Here is an 18,591-nt window from a genome sequence, read left to right on the forward strand (position 1 = left end):
GACGCTAAAGCGGCCGGATTCGCGAGATCTTCGCTGACTGTCCAGCAGCGCTCCGGGACTTCGCGCTCCCGGCCATCCGGAGTTCATGCGTCCGGGGCAAATCAAAAAAATACTTGCGGAGGGAGCGCTCAGCGCTCCGGCCCGGGCTCTTCCAACAAACGGATCAGATCGTGGCTTCGCACGATCTATCCTGATTCGTCATGCCGCTCGCCACGATGCATCACGATGACTATTCGCAATCAAGAGAACACTATGAAGTTCCAATCCTAGACCTCACTTCTTGTCGGACGAGTCCACCACAGGCATAAGCGTGAGGTAGGGGTGATCGAGGAGCTCGACGGTGACCGGCAAGGCCACTTTGCCGCCGGCGGCCACCGAGAGCTTCGGCGCGACCTTCAGCGCCAGGCCGAACGCCAGTTCGGCGGCCAGGTTTCCGGCGCCGGCACCTCCGCCTGCGCCCCCCGCACCTGCGCCGCCCGCGCCAGCTCCACCGCCCAGCGCGGCCAGTGGAATCTCGCCCGCGATCTTCTGTGCGATCGAAGGCGCGGCCTCGAATGCCAATTCGCCCGTGCCGCCCAGCGTGGCCTCCACGGAGATGATGGTTTCCCGTCGTGCCGCGACCGCGGTGAAGCGCAGCACGTTGCCGCTGGCGGGCTTGGTGATGGCGTTCGTCTTGCCCCACAGCTCCGGCGCCGTGAAGGTCGCCTGGTGCACGACCGGAAGTTTCGTCGGCAGCGTCTTGGCGACTGTCGGGTTGTCGTTGAGCAGTTCGGGAACATGCAGCGACAGGTCGCGGGGCGGGCAGACCGCGTTGTGCGCGATGAGCCGCACGCCGCCTATCGAGCCCGCGTCCGTGAAGCTCTTCCACAGCTCGTCCGGCAATGTGGCGGAGAATGATCCGTCCGGGGCGTTGTACGTGCCCAGCGTGTATTCCAGGTTCGCATGGTCCTTGATCATCACCTCGAAATCCGCGCCGAGGTCGGGGCCGCCCGTCCACCATTTCACGTCAAAGTTGAAGTAGCGCGGCGCTTCGAACGGGGCGGGCAATCCCACCGCGTTGCGCACGTTTTGGTCGAGCGCCTGCTGCTTGGTAGCTTGGCTCGCACCGCTGCCCTTGATGGTCTTGTCGGTGGCTTGGGCGGTGCGCGGGGTCACGGAGGGCTGGTTGCCGGTGGGCGGCTTGGCGTCGCCGCCGTCCGCGCCCCTGCCAGCGGTCGGCGTGGCCGGCGGCGTGCCGGGTTTGGCGGACTCGCCAGGCTTCAGCATGCCCGCGGCCTGCTGCGCCAGCGTCTGCAACAAGCCGCCGAGTTCCTTGGCCATCGACATGTCGCGGAAAATGTTGGCTTCGCCGAGCAGCTTGAGCGCGCCCGCAAGACCGGTCGGGTCCGGCGCGGCGGGCGGGTTGACGATGTTGACGACGGGCGAGGGCATCGTGGTCTGTTCGACGCTGGGCGTTTGTCCGCGTGGTCCCGGGCTCACGTCGGTGATGTCCGGTGCCTCGCACGGGCACGGCGACTCCTGCCACTGCCAGTAGCGTGTGTCGTCTATCTCTTCGCACGCGTTGCAGTGGCCGAGTTTGCCCTCGGCGAACACGCCGCGCGTGGGAACCGTGAGCAGCGACTCGGCGACGCGGGCGTGTGGAGGTTCGAGCACATCGCCCAGGCCAAAGCGGTGGTCGTCCTGCAGCCGCAACCAGAAGTCCTCGCGGATCGGGAAGGCCACGGTCGTGCCGAGCACTTCGATCGGCCGGTTGTCGATGAAGTCCAGCAGCGGTACGCCGAACGCATCGACGGTGATGGCGTCGTACTCGGTCGCCCGCTGGTTGGGGTCGCGGGCCAGCCATACCAGACGGCTGTAATACTCCTTGTGCGCCATCAGGTGTTCCTTGAGGCGGGCGAGGCAGCAGCGTTCGGGTTCGGGCAGGTTGATCGCGGAGAAACCTCCGGGCGTGGGTGCGCTGGCGGGGGCTGCCGGCGCCCAGATCGGCAGGTCGCGAACCGCCGTCGGTATCGCTTCGCCAAGTGGAATGCGAAACTCCATGTCACGCTCGACGCTACAGTAGAGTTCTCGTTCATTCCCGCCAGACGAGCCGTACAGCCGCGTTGCACCGAGCTTGAACGTGCGCACGTTGTATCCTCGATGCCCAAGTGCATCGTCCCATCCGAGGAACTCGACCCGAAGCGCCGCAATGTCCGTGTATGCAATGCTGCCACCGGCCGGCGTCAGTAGTTCTGAGATGTACTTGCCTTGCACATCGACGAACTTTATCCAGTCTTTCTCCGGCGGGACTCCATAAAGCATTTGTAGAATCGCGACGTCGCCGTTGCGCTTCAAGATTGACAGGCGAACGCGGCCACTCTCCTCAGCATCGCTGCCAACCACTAGTTCTGCACGAAACAAATCGAAACGAAGATTGCCCAAGTCGGCCTTCGTCGCCTCGTCGGCCTTCTGCATGCAGAGCAACTTATCCGCCGCATCGAAGCACTGCTTCAGTCGATCTTCCAGAAGACCCGCCTCCAGCACGCGACGGTAGGTGCGAATGCGCCTCTCATCGTTGAAATCGATCAGGTCGTGGTGGATCAACACGACCGGCCGCGTGCCCACCCAGCGCGACACTACGCGTAGGTGACGCAGCACTTCGTAGTACAGGATGGTCAGTGCGTGGCAATGGTTGTTGTTGGTGAACGTGCGCGTTTCCAGCGTGTTCTGCTCGGCCTGGTTGGCCTGGATCACCACGGTGCTGTACAGGTCGCGCGTCACCGTCGTGGCCTGAGTGATCGTATCGTTCAACTTCTGCAGCGAATTGCCTGCCAGTTTGCGCGTGCCCTTGGACGAGGAGGTCGCACCTCCAATCGACAACACACCGGCGCCGGCCATCGTCGAATAGGAACCCTTGCCGGCGAGGCCTAACCCCGCCATGAAAGAGCCACCGGATTGGTGCTCGCGCAAGGTGGCGTTGACCGTTTCCTCGACGACGCGCTCGCGGTGCTGTTCGTGCAGCAGGTTCTCGGTTATTTTGGCATCGTCGGTGCGACTAATGTTGTCTTGCCGCGACCAGTTGATGACGGCGAGCTTGACGCTCTCGCACGGTGCGAGCGGCTGGCTGTAGAGGATCTGTCCCAGGGAGTGGCCGAGGTGGTACCAGTCGGTACGGTAGTCGAGCGCCACGCCCAGTCGAACTTTCGTCCGCGTGGGGCCTGAGTCCACCCCTGAGTCCGCGTGCTGGCTCAGGTCGAGCCGGGCGTCGGTGAAGCGCACGATCTCGGCGAAGCGGTACGTCTTGAGCGTGTGCTGTGCCGGCAGGATCGATTCGCAGCCGTCGGCGCCGATCAATAATGACGGGTTCGCGGCGAACGAGCCCGGCGACAGTCGCCAGTCCGCCAGGCGCGGGGTCTGCATCGACGGAAGTCTGACCTCCAGCCAGCCCGGTGGAAGGACGAAGCGCGGCAACTGAAGGGGAACGAAATACGAGTCCGGAGTGCGGACCTGCCGATCCAGTTCAAACACGTTGATCGGGTCGGCTCCGAGCGGGAAGATCCTGAGGGCGCGGACGATTCGAACGATCTCAAATCCTTCTTCGACCGGCGCGGTCAGCGTCTCGGCCGTCTCGTGAAATGGCTCCAAGTCAAACGAGCAGTATCCCGCGTGATCCGTTGCTAGGAGCCCCAATGGCAGCGTCTGGATAAGAACCTTCTTCTCCCTCGCAAGCCCGGCCTCTAGTTCCATTAGGTCGGCGGGATGATCTCTCACGTGCCGGACCTTCTCGGCTTTGAGGCTTGCGACTAGGAGCTCGACTTCTGCTCGGATTGGGCGGCGGGAAATGGGTTCGTGATCGTTTTCGGAGTGAGCGAGTACAGCGCAAGTTGTTTTGGGAAAGTTCTCAAGTAGCATGATCAGTGCCTCTCGAAAGTTGTGCTGCGCCGGGGAGCCCGCTCGCGTTCTCGAGCGGCTACGCGAGATTGATACTGAAGCTCCGCAAGAATCCCCATCGTGCCATGTCGCTCATCAATATGCCAGTCTGAGAGAGAAATCATAACCCAGTGGTCAGAGAGACATCCCGAAAAATTGCTGACAGTAGGGACTCAATGGGGAAATGGTGATATCCAACAGCTCTTCGTGTTCATGTTGGCGAGTGAGCGATGAGACGCTTCATCTTGGCACAAACTTTGGGGGGAGCAGTCCTGCTGACGAGACCGAAGATGTCAACTCGGTGGCGGCTCCCGTAGCATCATTCCCGAGACGGTGATCGTTGAATGCGGGGCGTATTCTGATGGTCGGTTCTTGGGGTATTTGCCGAGCGTGCTGGGCAACAGAGTGTTTCAACACAATAGGAGTTAGACTCAACACTCGTGTCACACGCCGCCATTTAACCTCTCGTCCGCGACCGACTCACAGCCGCTTGGCATACTCTCGTCAAGGCGCACAGTTGTACGGCAAACCGAGGCGCTGCGAAGGTCACAGACCCTCGCAGCGGAGCCCTCCTCTGCCCTCGAACTACATCGTCTTGCCGGCCAGCGCGTCGGCGCTGCCGATCGACGCCGGATTGGTAAGCCTGTCTTCATCGTCTTGCTGCGCGGGCGACGTCAGGTCTTGCCCCTGGCCTCTTTGATCAAAGCTTTTCGACCAATCGACTTCGTCGCATTTGCCCGTCGGGTTGGCGCCCTCTGTACTATTGATAACCTATTTTATCAATAGTAAGATGCCTGGAAGCTGTTGCGCTCGACAGAACGCCGTTGTATTAGTATCTAATACACAAAAGCAGCCCAGAAAGGAGCCGCCATGCCGAGAAACACCAGCGTCACCCTGGGTGAACACTTCGAAGGCTTTATCGCCAAGCAGATCGATGCCGGCCGCTTCGAGTCCAAGAGCGAAGTGGTGCGCGCCGCGATGCGGTTGCTCGAAGAGCACGAACAGAAAGTGAGCGCCTTGCGTCAGGCCCTGGTCGAGGGCGAGACGAGCGGCGAACCGGTACCCTTCGCGATGGCATCGATCATCGAGGAGGCACGCCAGGAGGCCAAAAGCGGTTCCGTAGATGCTTGAACTGCTTGTTCGTCCGCGCGCGCGCCGCGACCTCAAGGACATTTGGAGCTACACCGTTCAGCAATGGGGCGAGGCGCAAGCGGATCAATACCTGTACGACCTCGACCGGGAGATTCAGGGGCTGCTGAAGTTTCCGGAGCTGGGAACACCAGTCGATCATGTCCGGGCGGGCTATCGGCGGCTGCACGTGAAACGTCACCTGGTCTTCTATCGCCGCAACGGTCAGCGCCTTGAGATCGTTCGTGTGCTGCACGACGCCATGGATGTCAAAAGCCATCTATGACCCGGCGTGATCTTGTCGAAGGATTGGACGACCTCCCCGTGAGCGACACAGCCACCCTCCCCGCCCTCCCGGCCGTCGCTTCCCGGCTCTTGACCGCCGAACGCTTCCAGCGCCTGGCCGACGTGCCCCCCGAAATCGAATGGTTCGCCAACCTCGGCAACAAGGCCACCCGTCGCGCCTACGAAAACGCCCTCGGGGATTTCATGAAGTTCACCGGCATCGTGAAGCCCGAGGAATTTCGCGGCGTGACCCGCGCCCACGTCATCGCCTGGCGCGACGACCTGGTGCAGCGCGCCTTGAGCGGCATGACCGTCCGCCATCGCCTGGCGGCGCTGTCGTCGCTGTTCGAGTCCCTGTGCGAGAAGAACGCCGTGACCCATAACCCGGTCAAGGGCGTCAAGCGCCCGCCGGTGGAAAGCTACGAAGGCAAGACCCCGGCCCTCGGCGATCACCAGGCGCGCAAGCTGCTCGACGCGCCCGACGGCGTGTCACTCAAGGGCAAGCGCGACCGCGCCATCCTGGCCACCCTGCTCTATCATGCGCTACGTCGCGAAGAGCTGTGCCGGCTGAAGGTCAAGGACTTCAAGCACGAGCGGCGCGGCGTGCCGCACCTGAAGGTGTTCGGCAAGGGCGGCAAGATCCGCTATGTCCCGCTGCACCCCGCAGCCAGCGGCTTGATCGGCGACTATCTTGAGATCGCAGGGCATGGCGCGGACGATGCCGGCGCGCTGTTCCGGCCGCTGCGCAACAACTGCACCGGCACACTGGAAAAAGCGATCACACCCGACGCGGTTTACAAACTGGTGCGGCAATACTCAACGGCGCTGGGTTTCGCGATCGGGGCGCACGCGTTGCGGGCGACCGCCGCGACCAACGCGCTTGACCACCAGGCCGACATCGCCAAGGTGCAGGAGTGGCTGGGTCATGCCAACATCGCCACCACCCGGATTTACGATCACCGCAAGACTCGGCCGGAGGACAGTCCGACCTTCAAGGTCGCCTACTAGAGAATGCTAGCGTCTTTTATCAGTCCGGACCGGCCACTGGGTTCTTGCTCTTGATTTCCGCCGCGACATCCTGGCGACGGTGACTCACCGTAGCTTGAACTGAGGGACGGCGCTCAACATCCGGAGGGCGTCGACGTTGCCATGCGTCATCGATGCTGTCGCGCCTAGCGTTGTGTGGTTTGCCACCGCACCCGAGCGGAAGTGCCGCGTAAAATTCGCCGATGATCCGCCCCGAACTCATCAACCGACTCGCTGCCCACTTCCCGCAGTTCACCCCAAAAGATACCGAACTTGCGGTGAAGGCCATTCTTGAAGCGCTGAGCAACACGCTGGTGAAGGGGGACCGCATTGAAATACGCGGTTTCGGAAGCTTCGGGCTCAACTACCGGCCGCCCCGTACTGGGCGCAACCCAAAAACCGGTGAGGCCGTGCAGGTTCCAGCGAAAGCTGTGCCCCACTTTCAGGCGGGGAAAGAACTGCGTACCAAGGTTGACTCGGGCAGATAAGCGCTCCGTGATTGAGTTCTGCTCGTGCGGAGGTATGCCTTCCGCATGTGTCGTAGAACGAAACTGATGGTCTCAGATCGGCCAGGAGCAGTAATTCTACCCCGCCAGATTGTTGACCATCAAAGGGCCGCTGTACTCTGCAACCTGCCGGATAACCTACGCGAACTGATCGTACTCACGCGAACAACTCGGCCTTTGCCTACGCATGTGCTATCGCCGGAATTCGACTGCAACAGCTACGGATCCGGCCAGTCAAACATACGCGATTCCGGAGACGCGCTCCGCATATTCAAGCCGAAGTGATCGCTGTCATGACAAAAAAAAACCCGCGAAATAGGCTGTCGGTAGCGAACATTTTTCGCTGGCAGCGAAAAATGTCTTGCGCTCAGAGTGCATCTTGGCTAGAGTTCTTCACGTAGCTTGGATAACAGAGAAGCCCTTGAATGCTGTTTTGAGCCTCGGCTCGGGGTGGGCGTGTTTTTGCCTACCAAAACTTTGCCTCGGTCTTCACGCCGCGAGTCGATGACGCGCCGGCACCGGACTGTGCGAACCTGATCGCGAGGGCGCGATCAGTCAATTAGTGGTTCACAAGGGGATTGGTCGTTTTCCTGCCTAAGAAGGAGCGAGGGGAAGGCGTTTTGCCTTCACGCCAGCTCTTCAGCTGGTGCTTTCTTAGGAGTAGCAGATGAAGCACCAAGTTACAGAACGACCAGAGTGTAGTGAAGTTGTAGAAAAAGCGCATGAGAAAGGCTCCTTGGCTCAAAAGACCAAGGCGAGGCTCAAGTTTTTGGTGAGCTTCGTGTTTATGAGGCCCGCAACTTGGCGCTGGATTATCGTCCATATCCCCGATGCCTGGGAGAAGGCCGAGGCAGTAAGCAAGCAATTCATCGCTTGGTTTGCTGACCACTTCTAAGCTACACACCCCTTCACTTTTTGAGATGATTACTATGATTGCAAGAGCATTGAAGTTGATCCGCCAGTATCACAGACTGAGCCAAACAGAACTGGCCGGTAAGTTATTTATTTCCACTTCATACCTGTCTGAGCTTGAAGGAGGGAAAAAAGAAGCTTCTTTGGATATACTGCAAAGATATGCTGATTGTTTTAAGGTCCCTTTGTCGTCGTTAGTCGTCTTCTCCGAGACTCTTCAAGGCGCGCATAGTGTCAGCAAAGCAAGAGCATTTATCTCGAAGAAAATGCTTAGAATTCTTGAATGGATTTCTGATAACGATGATTCCTCAAACATCAAGAGAACCGCTTAGATACGAAATAGAGAAATCGCCGCTCTACGAACTATCCAACAAGAAAAAACTTGCAGAATTGCTTGGTGTTGATCGCTCGATCATTACCAACCCCGATAAATCGGGCCTGACCGGCCAATATCGCTGTTTTTTCGACAGAAAGACGCGTCGCTACATCACAGAGCCCAAAGATACTCTTGAGGCGATACATCGGCGACTACTACGATTGCTTGTTCGCATTGCACCACCTGACTATGTCCATTCTGCACTAAAGAAACGGTCCTACAAGACCAACGCATTAGCCCACAGAAGTGGTGGCACGGTCATAAAAATTGACATCAAGAAATTTTTTCAATCCATCAAGTTTGACGCTATTCATGACTTCTTTCTCAGCGGACTTCGCTGCGCCCCAGATATTGCGACAATCCTAGCGAAACTATGCGTGGTAAGAACCGAAAAGCATGGGGTTCATTTACCAACAGGAAGCTGCATTAGCCCCGTTCTGTCGTTTTTGGCTAATCGCCCCCTTTTTGACAAGATCAAGCTAGTAAGCGATAGCTACGGATGCGTTTTTACCCTCTATGTGGACGACATCACAATTTCTGGTACAGGTGCAAATGCAGAGCTTTTGAACTTAGTATCTACTGAAATGTTTAAGCGAGGGTACCGTTACCACAAGGAAAACGTATCCTGCAGTGAATATGCATTGATCACAGGTTTGGTAGTTCGAGAGGGGAAACTATATCTACCCCACAAACGAGTCAAAAGAATCCGCGAGCTATTAATGCTCATGAAGATATCTGTTGGCCGAAAAGAAAAAATTCTCGCCAGTCTCGTTGGACGGTTATCTGAGGCGGAACAAATTGAGCCAAAGTACAAAGCTGCTCGCCTAAGAGTCATGTCCATTTACAACTCTGATTGGGCAAAGATTGTAAAAGGCCGCGCTCAAAAAAGTCGAATCGCTCGAATGCGCCGCACTTCGACAAATGCCCCCCATTCTTATTGAGGTAACGCCTTCTGGCTTTTGGCGTCGTCTCTGTTTCGGTGAGCTTGGGGTGCTAGGAAATGTTGGTTTCCACCGTCGAGAATGGTCAAATAGCGGCAATGTGAAGGCGGATTCACTCTGAAACCAGCCGATTACCTTAGAGCCTCTTGACCGGCAGCAGTGGGTCGTCAAGAGACCGCCATAAAAATGACAGAAGCCTAGCGTACGAATATTTCTGTTTTCTGAGACGACCCCTACTACAACTCGGCCATCGTGTCGCGGCTGCTGACGAAGTTCGAGGCACGCGGCAACGCCAAGACACTGGCGTTGATCACGCAGATTTCTCCGGCAGCCTGGCGGCACATCCTGCTGGGCGGGCACTACACCGTTCTCAGTAACGGCAAGGTGATCGACCTGGATGCGCTCGTCGCCGGGCTGGAGTTGGGGTGACGGAATTTTCGGCGGTTCCGGCTTACAACCCCTAATAAAAACTCGGGAAACGACTAACAATATGGCCAATAACGACACAACCAATACCGATCTTGCCTACGCCGACACCCTCTGGAAGTCAGCCGACACCCTGCGTGGCCAGATCGATGCCGCCGAATACAAGCACGTCGTGCTGGGCCTGCTATTCCTAAAATATATCTCCGACTCGTTCGCGGCGCGCCGTGAAGAGCTGAAAGCGGAACTGGAAGCCGACGGCATCACCGGCGCGCAGTGCGAGGCGCTGCTGGAGAACCGCGACGAATACACCGCCGAGCGCGTGTTCTGGGTGCCGCGGGAGTCGCGCTGGGCAAACCTGCAAAACCAGGCCGCGAGGCCCGACATTGCCACGCTGATCGACGACGCCATCCTCGCCGTCGAGCGCGACAACCCCAACCTCAAGAACAAGCTCCCGCGCGACTACGCGCGTCGTGGCATCGAACCGGTCAAGCTCAAGGGGCTGATCGACCTGATTGCCGACATCGGCTTCAAGGGCGACCGAGCCAAGGCGCGCGACAGCCTCGGCCGGGTCTACGAATACTTCCTCGGCAAGTTCGCCCAAGCGGAAGGCAAGCTGGGTGGCGAGTTCTATACCCCGCGCTGCGTGGTACGTGTACTGGTAGAAATGCTCGAACCCTATGAGGGCCGCGTCTACGACCCCTGCTGCGGTTCCGGTGGCATGTTCGTACAGTCCGAGCGTTTCGTCGAGGCCCACGGTGGGGAGAAGACCGACATCTCCATATTTGGCCAGGAGTCCAACCCCACTACTTGGCGACTGGCGCACATGAACCTCGCCATCCGCTCCATTGAGGCCAATCTGGGCAGCCAGCCTGGCGACAGCTTCTTGCGCGACTTGCACCCGGACCTCAAGGCCGACTACATCATTGCCAATCCGCCGTTCAACGTCTCCGACTGGTCCGGCAAGCTCCTCCAAGAAGACGTGCGCTGGAAGAGATTCGGCACGCCGCCGCTCGGCAATGCCAACTACGCGTGGATTCAGCACTTCATCCACCACATCGCTCCGCCCAACGGTCGCGGCGGCGGCGTCGCCGGCTTCGTCATGGCCAACGGTTCGCTTTCCAGCAATAGCGGCGGCGAGGGCGACATTCGCCGCAAGATCGTCGAGGCCGATCTGGTGGACGCCATCGTTGCCCTGCCGGCGCAGCTTTTCTTTACCACCGGCATTCCTGTCAGCCTTTGGTTCCTCACCCGCGACAAGAGCGGCCGCAACCTGAAGCACGGCTGCCCGAACCGTCCCGGTGGCCGCAAGGGCGAGACCCTCTTCATCGACGCCCGCAAGCTCGGCACCATGCAGACGCGCACCCTGCGCGTGCTCAGTGGCGGCGATGACGGCGAAAGCATGTTGGCCGATGGCATGGGCGACGCCAAGGCCGGCTCAGACATCGGCCGCATTGTCTACGCCTTCCGCCAGTGGCGCGGCGAGCCAAAGCCCGCGTGGTGGGATGAAACGCAGCACGGCGAATGGAGCTACAGAGATATCTCCGGCTTCTGTAAGGCAGCCAAGGTCGAGGAGATCGGCAAGCACGGTTTCGTGCTCACCCCCGGCCGCTACGTCGGCGCCGAGGAGCAGGAGGACGATGGCGAGTTGTTCACGGAAAAGTATCCGCGGCTGGTAGCCGAATTAGAGAAGTGCTTCGTAAAGGGGGAGCAGTTGACCACAGTCATTCGTCAGCAGCTCTTGAGGGTCACAGTCGATGAGTGACACAAGCCCCTCCTCTCTTGGTGACTACGTTCATGTAAAGCATGGCTACGCCTTTAAGAGTGACCACTTCACCGATGAGGTGACACCAAACATCCTGGTTACTCCGGGCAATTTTGCAATCGGCGGAGGATTTCAAGAACACAAACTGCGGTATTACGCCGGCCCAGTTCCCGATGATTATTTCCTTGAATCTGGTGCCCTCGTCGTGACGATGACTGACCTCAGCAAGGCTGGTGATACGCTCGGATTTCCTGCGCTCATTCCAGAATCTGCCGGGAGTCGCTACCTGCACAACCAGCGAATAGGGCGCGTCGAAATCAAGGATGGTATCGAGGCGGATAGCAGATTTCTGTTCTATCGGCTACGCGCCGATGACTATAGACACCACGTTTTGGCCACAGCGACGGGATCGACAGTACGCCACACATCTCCCGGCCGCATTTGCGACTTTCAAACAACCCTTCCCGAGATCGACGATCAGCGTGCCATAGCTGGTGTCCTCGGAGCGCTCGACGACAAGATCGAGCACAACCGCCGCACGGCTCAGGCGCTGGAGCGTTTGGCGCGGGCAATCTTCCGAGCGTGGTTCGTGGACTTCGAGCCGGTCAAGGCCAAGGTCGCCGGCGCCACCGCATTTCCCTCCATGCCCCAAGCTGTCTTCGACGCGCTGCCCACCCGCTTCATCGACTCCGAAATCGGCCCCGTGCCGAAGGGGTGGGATGCCAAGCCGTTTTCAAGCGCTTGCATTATCGTGAGCGGTGGCACGCCAAAACGATCTGAGCCGTCTTATTGGAACGGGGAGGTTCCCTGGTATTCCGTCAAAGACGCCACCGACGATGGTGAAGTATGGGTCATCAACACGGACGAGCGAATCACCGAGGCTGGGGTGAGTAACAGCGCGGCGAGAATGGTGCCCAAGGGTTGCACGATCATCTCTGCTCGTGGGACGGTCGGAAAGCTAGCCATGGCGGGAAAGCCAATGACATTCAACCAGTCCTGCTATGGCTTGCTACCGGCAGATCGAGCCTCGTTTTCTTACCTGCACCTTTTGACGCAAACGGCTGTTGCCGGGCTAAAGCAGCGCACTCATGGATCGGTATTCGACACCATCACGCGCGCTACATTTGATGGGTTGTTAGTTGTCGCGCCGAAACTTGCCATTGTCTCGTCATTCGAGGAGATCGTGGCACCGTTTTTTGATGTACTGCTTGCATCGCGTCAAGAATCGGCAATGCTCGTGGAGGTCCGGAACTACCTCCTGCCTCGCTTGCTAAACGGAAGCGTTCGAGTGGAGCCGGTCAATGGCTGAATTCACCACGTCGCAGTCCAGCTTTCAGATGGTGGGGACACGCGCCGCCCTTGCATCTGGCCCCCTTGCGGAGGCGATTGAGCAGCAAATCAATGCGATCGAAAGCGCACTGGAGAGTGTGCCGGACTTTGCGTTTGATCTTTCCAAGACACTGGTGGAGTCAGTATGCAAGACCGTGCTTGCCGACATCGGCCAGCCGGCAGACCCCAAATGGGACGCACCGAGGCTGCTGAAGGAGACCACGAATAAGCTGTCACTTCTCCCTCACAACCATCCAGACCCGGTAAAGGCTGGCGAGTCAGTGAAGAAGACAGTTCGTGGGTTGCTGCAAACGATTCAGGGACTGTGCGAGCTACGGAACAACTACGGCATGGCATCCCACGGACGGGACAGCTTCACCGCTCGCCTCGATCAGCGGCAGGCAACGCTCGCCGCCCAGGCTGCCGATACCATCGTCTCTTTTTTGTACCGCATCCATCGCGATGCCTTGACTCAGGTTCCCGGTGCGAGGGTGTACCACGAGGATCACGCGGATTTTAACGAGGCATTCGATCGGGATTACGAAGTGATTCGGCTCGGCGAATTGGAGTTGCTGCCAAGCCGTGTGCTGTTCCTCTCAGACCGCGAGGCGTACCGGGCAGCATTGAATGATTTCATCGCAGAACGTGATGCCAAGAACGGCGGCGATGACGCCAATGCCGCACAAGAGGACGCGGAATGACGACGGTCTCACCGAATGAGCGACTTGTTGAAGACGTCGCCATGGTTTACTTCGGCACACATGGCTTTGTGATCAAGAGCGGGGGCATTCTCGACGATGCCGGCGAGCGCGCCAACGCCTCGCAATCCATTCTGCAAAGGCGCCTCGGCGCAGCGCTGCATCGCCTGAACCCGGCGCTGCCGCACGACGCGGTTGAGCAGGTTGTCCGTTCCGTAGCGCGCCCGCCGTACCCGACGCTGATCCAGAACAACCGCTGGTTTCACGCGTTGCTGACCGATGGCGTCGAAGTGGAATACCGGGACGCCGCCAGCGGCGAGGCGCGCGGCGGGCGGGCGCGGCTGATTGACTTCGACAACCCCCGGCAGAACGATTGGCTAGTGGTGAGGCAACTGACCATCGCCGGTCCCTCCGGCAAGTTCATCCGCCCTGATCTGACCGTTTTTCTCAACGGCCTACCCATCGCCGTCACCGAGTTGAAGGACCCGACCGATACCGGCGCTGATCTGAATGTGGCGATAGCCCAGCTCGGCCGCTACATGGAAACCACGCCCGATCTCTTCGTGCCGAACCTGCTTCTGGTTGCCTCGGACGGTCTGCTGACCCGCGTCGGCTCCATTACCAGTGGCCTGAACCGCTTCATGCCCTGGCGACCGGCGGAAGGAGGCCTGCCAACGCTGGAGGCGCTGATTCGTGGGCTGTTCGATCCCACGCTGCTGCTCGATTACTTGCGCACCTGTGTGGCCTTCGAGGAAGACGAGCGCGGCGAGATCGTTAAGAAGATTGCTGGCTACCATCAGTTCCGTGCCGTGCGCAAGGCACGGACCTCGGTGCTCGCGCATCTCAAGGCCCCCATCGGTGATGGCGACGGACGCGGGGGCGTGGTTTGGCATACCCAGGGCTCGGGCAAGTCGCTCACCATGCTGATGCTCGCCGGTGCGCTCGTGCGCGAGCCGGTGATGGCGAATCCGACCATCGTCATGGTCACTGACCGCAACGACCTCGACGACCAGCTCTTCGGCACCTTTGCCGCCGGCCGCGCGCTGCTGCGGCAGGCGCCGGTGCAGGCCGACGGCCGCGATCACTTGCAGGAACTGCTCGACCGCGCCGCCGGCGGGGTGGTGTTCACTACGATTCACAAATTCACCGAGGCGCATGGCGAAATCTCGCCGCGGGCGAACGTGGTGGTGATGGCCGATGAGGCGCACCGCAGCCAGTACGGATTTGTGGAAGGTGGCGCGCGCTGGATGCGCGAGGCGCTGCCGAATGCGACCTTTGTCGGCTTCACCGGCACGCCGCTCGAACGCGACGATAAGAATACGATTCACGTCTTCGGTGAATACTCGGACGTGTATGACATCCGACAAGCAGTGGAGGATGGGGCGACCAAGCCGCTCTATTATGAGTCGCGCATCGTCAAGCTTTCGGTGGACGATGCGGGCGCAGCCGCCGCTGAGGCCGAGCTAGAGCAAGCGGCGCAGGCTGATGGTTTCGGCGAAGAGGTCGCCGACCAAATCCGCATACCGCTGGAGGCGCTGGTCGGTGCGCAGGAACGGATCGAGCGGCTGGCCGCGTTCATTGTTGAGCATTGGGAAAAGCGCCGCGCCGCGATGGAAGGCAAGTCGATGATAGTCACCATGAGTCGCGACATCGCCGCGCGGTTGTATGAGGTGATCAAGACACTGCGGCCACAGTGGCACGATCCCGACAACGAACGCGGGACGATGAAGGTAATCGTGACCGGCAGTGGTGATGACCCGGAGCCACTGCGCAGCCATGTACGCAGGAAGGTTGAGCGCAAACGACTGGCGGAACGGTTCAAGAATCCCAATGACGATTTCCGTCTGGTGATTGTCTGCGACATGTGGCTGACGGGTTTCGATTGCCCGCCCATGCATACGATATATCTGGACAAGCCTTTGTCCGGTCACAACCTGATGCAGGCCATTGCGCGCGTGAATCGGGTCTATGGCGACAAGCCGGGCGGCTTGATCGTGGACCTGCTCGGGCTCGCGGATCAGTTGGCCGATGCGCTCGCTATCTACACCCAGGCAGGCGGTACCGGCGAGGCGGTAAGGCAAGTTCAGGACGAGGCCGTGCCAGCCATGCAGACGGCGTTCGAGAAACTGCGCGACTTCTTCCATGGCTGCGATTACGAAGCCGCGCTCTATGCCGATCCGAAAGCCGTACTGGCGGTCTACTTGCGGGCGATTGATCATGTGTTCGCGCAGCCCGACGGCTGGCGCTGGCTGCGCGAGCGCGTGAAGGAGCTGTCGGCGGCATTTGCGCTGGCGGTGCCGCGGCCGGAGACGGAAGCCTTGGTGGACCATCTGGCGTTTTTCCAGCGGGTGGCTGCGATGATTCGCAAGCGGCTTGCGGATGAAGGCGGTGGCACTGCGAAGGCGCGGCAGCGCGACGTAGATGCAGCTGTGCGGCAGGTGATCGGGGGAGCGGTGGACGCGGATCAGGTGATCGACCTGTTTGCGGTCGCCGGACTCGACGAGGCGCGCCTAGACATTCTGAGCGACGAGTTTCTGAAACGTGTTGCCGCACTGGAACAGAAGAACCTGGCGCTCGAAACCCTGCGGAAGTTGTTGAGCGATCAGATTCGCATTACGGAGCGGACGAACATCGTCCAGAGCAAGAAGTTCCGCGAGGCGCTCGAAGGCGCCATGCTGCGCTACACCAACAAGGCGATCACCACGGCGGAGATGGTCTCGCGCTTAATCGATCTGGCGAAGGAACTGCGCACGGCACAACAGCACGGCACGGAGCTGGGACTGAGTGGCGAAGAGACGGCGTTCTACGACGCGCTGGCCGAGAATGGCTCGGCGACGTCGGTTATGAAGAGTGACACCCTTCGGCTGATGGCTCGTGAGCTGGCGGAGATGGTCAAGAAAATGCCCAAGCTGGATTGGACACAGCGCGAATCGGTGCGGGCGGACCTGCGGCGACACGTTCGCCGCCTGCTCGCCAAGTACGGTTATCCGCCCGATCTTTCGGAAGACGCGACTCAGCTTGTGCTGCGGCAGGCGGAGCTTTCAACGGAGAATGGAGCTTAGCGGCGCAACAAGGTCGGTGGTGGCGCGACGACATGCCCGGTCCGCTAAGCAAGTCATAACAGTCAACAAGGCCAAACGCCAATAACGATGCGCGCAGCTAACAATCCGAGCAATTTTCGGCCAAAAAAAGTTTAGCCGCTAAAATCGGCCCCGCATGAATCACGGTATGGCGCTGCGGATCAACTGTCGCGGAACATACCCGGAAATCTCCCACGCTGCCCTGGTCCGTGGCTTCGCGTCCACTGCAGCCACCGCAGGAAATCGAGTTGCCTGCACTGATACCGGCGTCGCCGGCATCGAGCGCACCGCTCCCGCCTTCGTCACATCCACCGTAACAAAACGCGCTTCCAGCCAGTCCGCCCACTTGGCGGCCTTCACGCGCAGATCGCTCCGGTACACCGCGTTGTATCGCGGCGTCCTGGAGTGGTAGTTGGCTGCCTTGGTCCAGAGGTCACCCTTGTCGTTCTTGAGGTGTCCGCGGATCCGCCAGGCGGCCAGGTCGAACGCGTAGCAGCCGGCCGCGGCGACATCGTCGGCCGTGATTCCATAGCGAGCCAGGTCGCTGAGGTAAGACGTGTTGAATTGCATCGGCCCTACGTCATGCGTGCCGTTGCTGTTGCGCACCCATTGACCCGGCTTCCCCGCTTCTTTCTCGGCGACTGCCAGGACGATGTTCGCGGGGACCGCGTATTTCACGGCCGCCGAAATCGAGCACACGACGCGCTCTTGAAGCTGCGGTGGCAGATCGACAAAAGGCATTGCCCTTCCCTCTTTCTGGTTCCTGCCGTGACTACAGCAGACGCCGCTGCGCTTCTTCTGCTGCGATTCTGGCGTTGTACTCCGCCTGTGTTCGGTCGTAGTCGTTGGCTTCGACCCAGTACCCGCCCCTTTCTGGCGTCCCCACGTAACGTGGCTGCGTGCCGGAAAAGTCGGTGTAAGCGTGGCCGGTATAGACCGCGCAATAGCCTGGCATCTGGTTGCCGATGAGCACCGTCTCACTGTTCCAATCCCATGAAAGAAGCGTCACGTTCAGCGACGCCGCATCGCAGCGGCCTGCGCCGTTCGCCATCGCGTTGACCAGCAGGCTCATTTCAGGGGTTTGGTTGGCCACCGGGCACAGCTTCAGGAAGTTGCCCCGTGCGCGGATGGTGTCGCTCAGTTTCCGGTGCGAGATACTGAAATACCGATGCAGCGACGGCGAGCACTCGCCGGGGCGAGTGCCTGTCGATAGGCACAGGATGGCTTCGCACGCCAGACGGGTATCGCCGGTCAGTGCCTCTTCGGCGCTGGCCGATGCCGAGATTGACGCAGCCGCGGCCAACGCGACCGAAGCGAGAACAAGTTTTGGTTTCATGTGTAACGCCCCTTGCGTGATGGAGAGTGAGTGTCACGGTCGCGGAATGCGGAGACTTCCGAGTCGGCGTCCACCGACGTGTCGCTGGCCCCTGACAGGCTGTTGCCGTCGAATGTGGGTTCCGGCTTGAGCTGCTCGCTCGATGTCGCGGTCGTCCCCTGGGCCTTGATGGCTGCGGCCACTTTTCCGCCGATGGTCTGGCTGAGGCGTTCCTGCGCAGCTTCGGCGCCGGCGTTGGCTCTCTCCTTGGCGACGTCCCAACTGCCTTTAGCCAGATTGGCGGCCGTATCGGCGGCGACCTTGCCGACCGTCCCCAGCGCGGACTTTGTGCCGCCTTGCGGCTGCTGACCTGGTGTCGAGCCAGCACCTTTTGCCTTGTTATTGCCGGCCACGCTGCCCCTGCTGCTGGAACTCGTACGAGAGCCGCCCGAAGTCGCCCCGGATGACGGGCTACCGCTCATCGCCGGGCCGTCCATCGCACCGGCCAGAGGACTGCCGAGGCCGGCTGCGCCACTGCTCGCCCCGCCACCGCCGACCGCGTCAGCCATCCCACCGGCCATGCGCGAAACAATGTCCGTGCCTCCGGCGACGTTCTGCGACGCTTTCGAGGCGGCGGTCATCAAGGCTTGAACTCCGCCCGCCGCGTTCGCCGCGCCGGCGGCGATCGCTGCGCCCCCCGTGGCGACGGCTGCGCCCGCCATGGCTGCAGCGCCCATCGCCGCGCCGGTTCCGAAACCCCCACCCAGGGCATGTGTGCCGCCATGCATCGCCAGACCGCCGATCAAGGCCGGCACCTTGTTCACCAGGGCCAGCAGGACCACGGCAACAATCAGCATCACGCTCAATTCCTTGAGGCTGATACCGGCGCTCATGTTGA

14 protein-coding genes and 2 pseudogenes are annotated in these 18,591 nt (G+C 60.2%); 12 read left to right on the forward strand and 4 right to left on the reverse strand.

Going from position 1 to position 18,591, the window contains the following annotated elements:
• Positions 1 to 273: 273 nt before the first annotated feature.
• Positions 274 to 3,726, reverse strand: a complete 3,453-nt coding sequence (locus RUW20_RS13630; protein ID WP_313952781.1) for a hypothetical protein — start codon at positions 3,724 to 3,726, stop codon at positions 274 to 276.
• Positions 3,727 to 4,779: 1,053 nt separating this feature from the next.
• On the opposite strand from RUW20_RS13630, the gene RUW20_RS13635 reads away from it, so the two are divergent.
• The 12 genes and pseudogenes from RUW20_RS13635 to RUW20_RS13690 all read left to right on the forward strand — a co-directional run bounded on the left by RUW20_RS13635 (position 4,780) and on the right by RUW20_RS13690 (position 16,360).
• On the forward strand, positions 4,780 to 5,040 hold the full coding sequence (locus tag RUW20_RS13635) for a type II toxin-antitoxin system ParD family antitoxin (protein WP_313952782.1): 261 nt from the start codon (positions 4,780 to 4,782) through the stop codon (positions 5,038 to 5,040).
• A complete protein-coding gene (locus RUW20_RS13640; protein WP_313952783.1) occupies positions 5,033 to 5,323 on the forward strand; it encodes a type II toxin-antitoxin system RelE/ParE family toxin in 291 nt (96 codons plus the stop codon). Before RUW20_RS13635 ends, RUW20_RS13640 begins: the two co-directional genes overlap by 8 nt.
• Positions 5,320 to 6,330 (forward strand): tyrosine-type recombinase/integrase, encoded by a 1,011-nt coding sequence (locus tag RUW20_RS13645; RefSeq protein ID WP_409559367.1) that lies wholly within the window; start codon positions 5,320 to 5,322, stop codon positions 6,328 to 6,330. The genes RUW20_RS13640 and RUW20_RS13645 overlap by 4 nt, the downstream gene beginning before the upstream one ends.
• A gap of 221 nt (positions 6,331 to 6,551) precedes the next feature.
• Entirely contained in the window at positions 6,552 to 6,836 is a 285-nt protein-coding gene (locus tag RUW20_RS13650; RefSeq protein WP_313952785.1) for an integration host factor subunit beta, read from the forward strand.
• Positions 6,837 to 7,521: 685 nt separating this feature from the next.
• Positions 7,522 to 7,749: a hypothetical protein gene (locus RUW20_RS13655; protein ID WP_313952786.1), complete on the forward strand. Its 228-nt coding sequence runs from the start codon at positions 7,522 to 7,524 to the stop codon at positions 7,747 to 7,749.
• Positions 7,750 to 7,774: 25 nt separating this feature from the next.
• Entirely contained in the window at positions 7,775 to 8,098 is a 324-nt protein-coding gene (locus RUW20_RS13660; RefSeq protein WP_409559368.1) for a helix-turn-helix domain-containing protein, read from the forward strand.
• Entirely contained in the window at positions 8,067 to 9,083 is a 1,017-nt protein-coding gene (locus RUW20_RS13665; protein ID WP_313952787.1) for a reverse transcriptase family protein, read from the forward strand. The genes RUW20_RS13660 and RUW20_RS13665 overlap by 32 nt, the downstream gene beginning before the upstream one ends.
• Positions 9,084 to 9,317: 234 nt before the next feature.
• Positions 9,318 to 9,512: pseudogene (locus RUW20_RS13670) on the forward strand (Tn3 family transposase); the annotation flags it as partial.
• Positions 9,513 to 9,573: 61 nt separating this feature from the next.
• Positions 9,574 to 11,271 carry a class I SAM-dependent DNA methyltransferase gene (locus RUW20_RS13675; RefSeq protein WP_313952788.1) on the forward strand — a complete coding sequence of 566 codons (1,698 nt, stop codon included), beginning with the start codon at positions 9,574 to 9,576 and terminating at the stop codon, positions 11,269 to 11,271.
• Positions 11,264 to 12,580 (forward strand): restriction endonuclease subunit S, encoded by a 1,317-nt coding sequence (locus RUW20_RS13680; protein WP_313952789.1) that lies wholly within the window; start codon positions 11,264 to 11,266, stop codon positions 12,578 to 12,580. Before RUW20_RS13675 ends, RUW20_RS13680 begins: the two co-directional genes overlap by 8 nt.
• Positions 12,573 to 13,301, forward strand: coding sequence for an abortive infection family protein (locus RUW20_RS13685; RefSeq protein ID WP_313952790.1), 729 nt, complete (start codon positions 12,573 to 12,575; stop codon positions 13,299 to 13,301). Before RUW20_RS13680 ends, RUW20_RS13685 begins: the two co-directional genes overlap by 8 nt.
• The gene (locus tag RUW20_RS13690; protein WP_313952791.1) at positions 13,298 to 16,360 is read left to right on the forward strand and encodes a type I restriction endonuclease subunit R; all 3,063 of its coding nucleotides are present in this window, start codon (positions 13,298 to 13,300) and stop codon (positions 16,358 to 16,360) included. The genes RUW20_RS13685 and RUW20_RS13690 overlap by 4 nt, the downstream gene beginning before the upstream one ends.
• 159 nt (positions 16,361 to 16,519) lie before the next feature.
• Here RUW20_RS13690 and RUW20_RS13695 read toward each other — a convergent pair whose 3' ends face one another.
• From RUW20_RS13695 to RUW20_RS13705, 3 genes and pseudogenes are all read right to left on the reverse strand, one after another.
• Positions 16,520 to 17,119 carry a transglycosylase SLT domain-containing protein gene (locus tag RUW20_RS13695; RefSeq protein ID WP_313952792.1) on the reverse strand — a complete coding sequence of 200 codons (600 nt, stop codon included), beginning with the start codon at positions 17,117 to 17,119 and terminating at the stop codon, positions 16,520 to 16,522.
• A 31-nt stretch (positions 17,120 to 17,150) separates the two neighbouring features.
• Positions 17,151 to 17,714: a TrbM/KikA/MpfK family conjugal transfer protein gene (locus RUW20_RS13700; RefSeq protein ID WP_313952793.1), complete on the reverse strand. Its 564-nt coding sequence runs from the start codon at positions 17,712 to 17,714 to the stop codon at positions 17,151 to 17,153.
• A pseudogene (locus tag RUW20_RS13705) lies at positions 17,711 to 18,591 on the reverse strand (P-type conjugative transfer protein TrbL); the annotation flags it as partial. The gene RUW20_RS13700 and the pseudogene RUW20_RS13705, both read right to left, overlap by 4 nt.

This window comes from Accumulibacter sp. (genome assembly GCF_032229525.1).
In the GTDB taxonomy this organism is placed as follows: Bacteria; Pseudomonadota; Gammaproteobacteria; order Burkholderiales; family Rhodocyclaceae; genus Accumulibacter.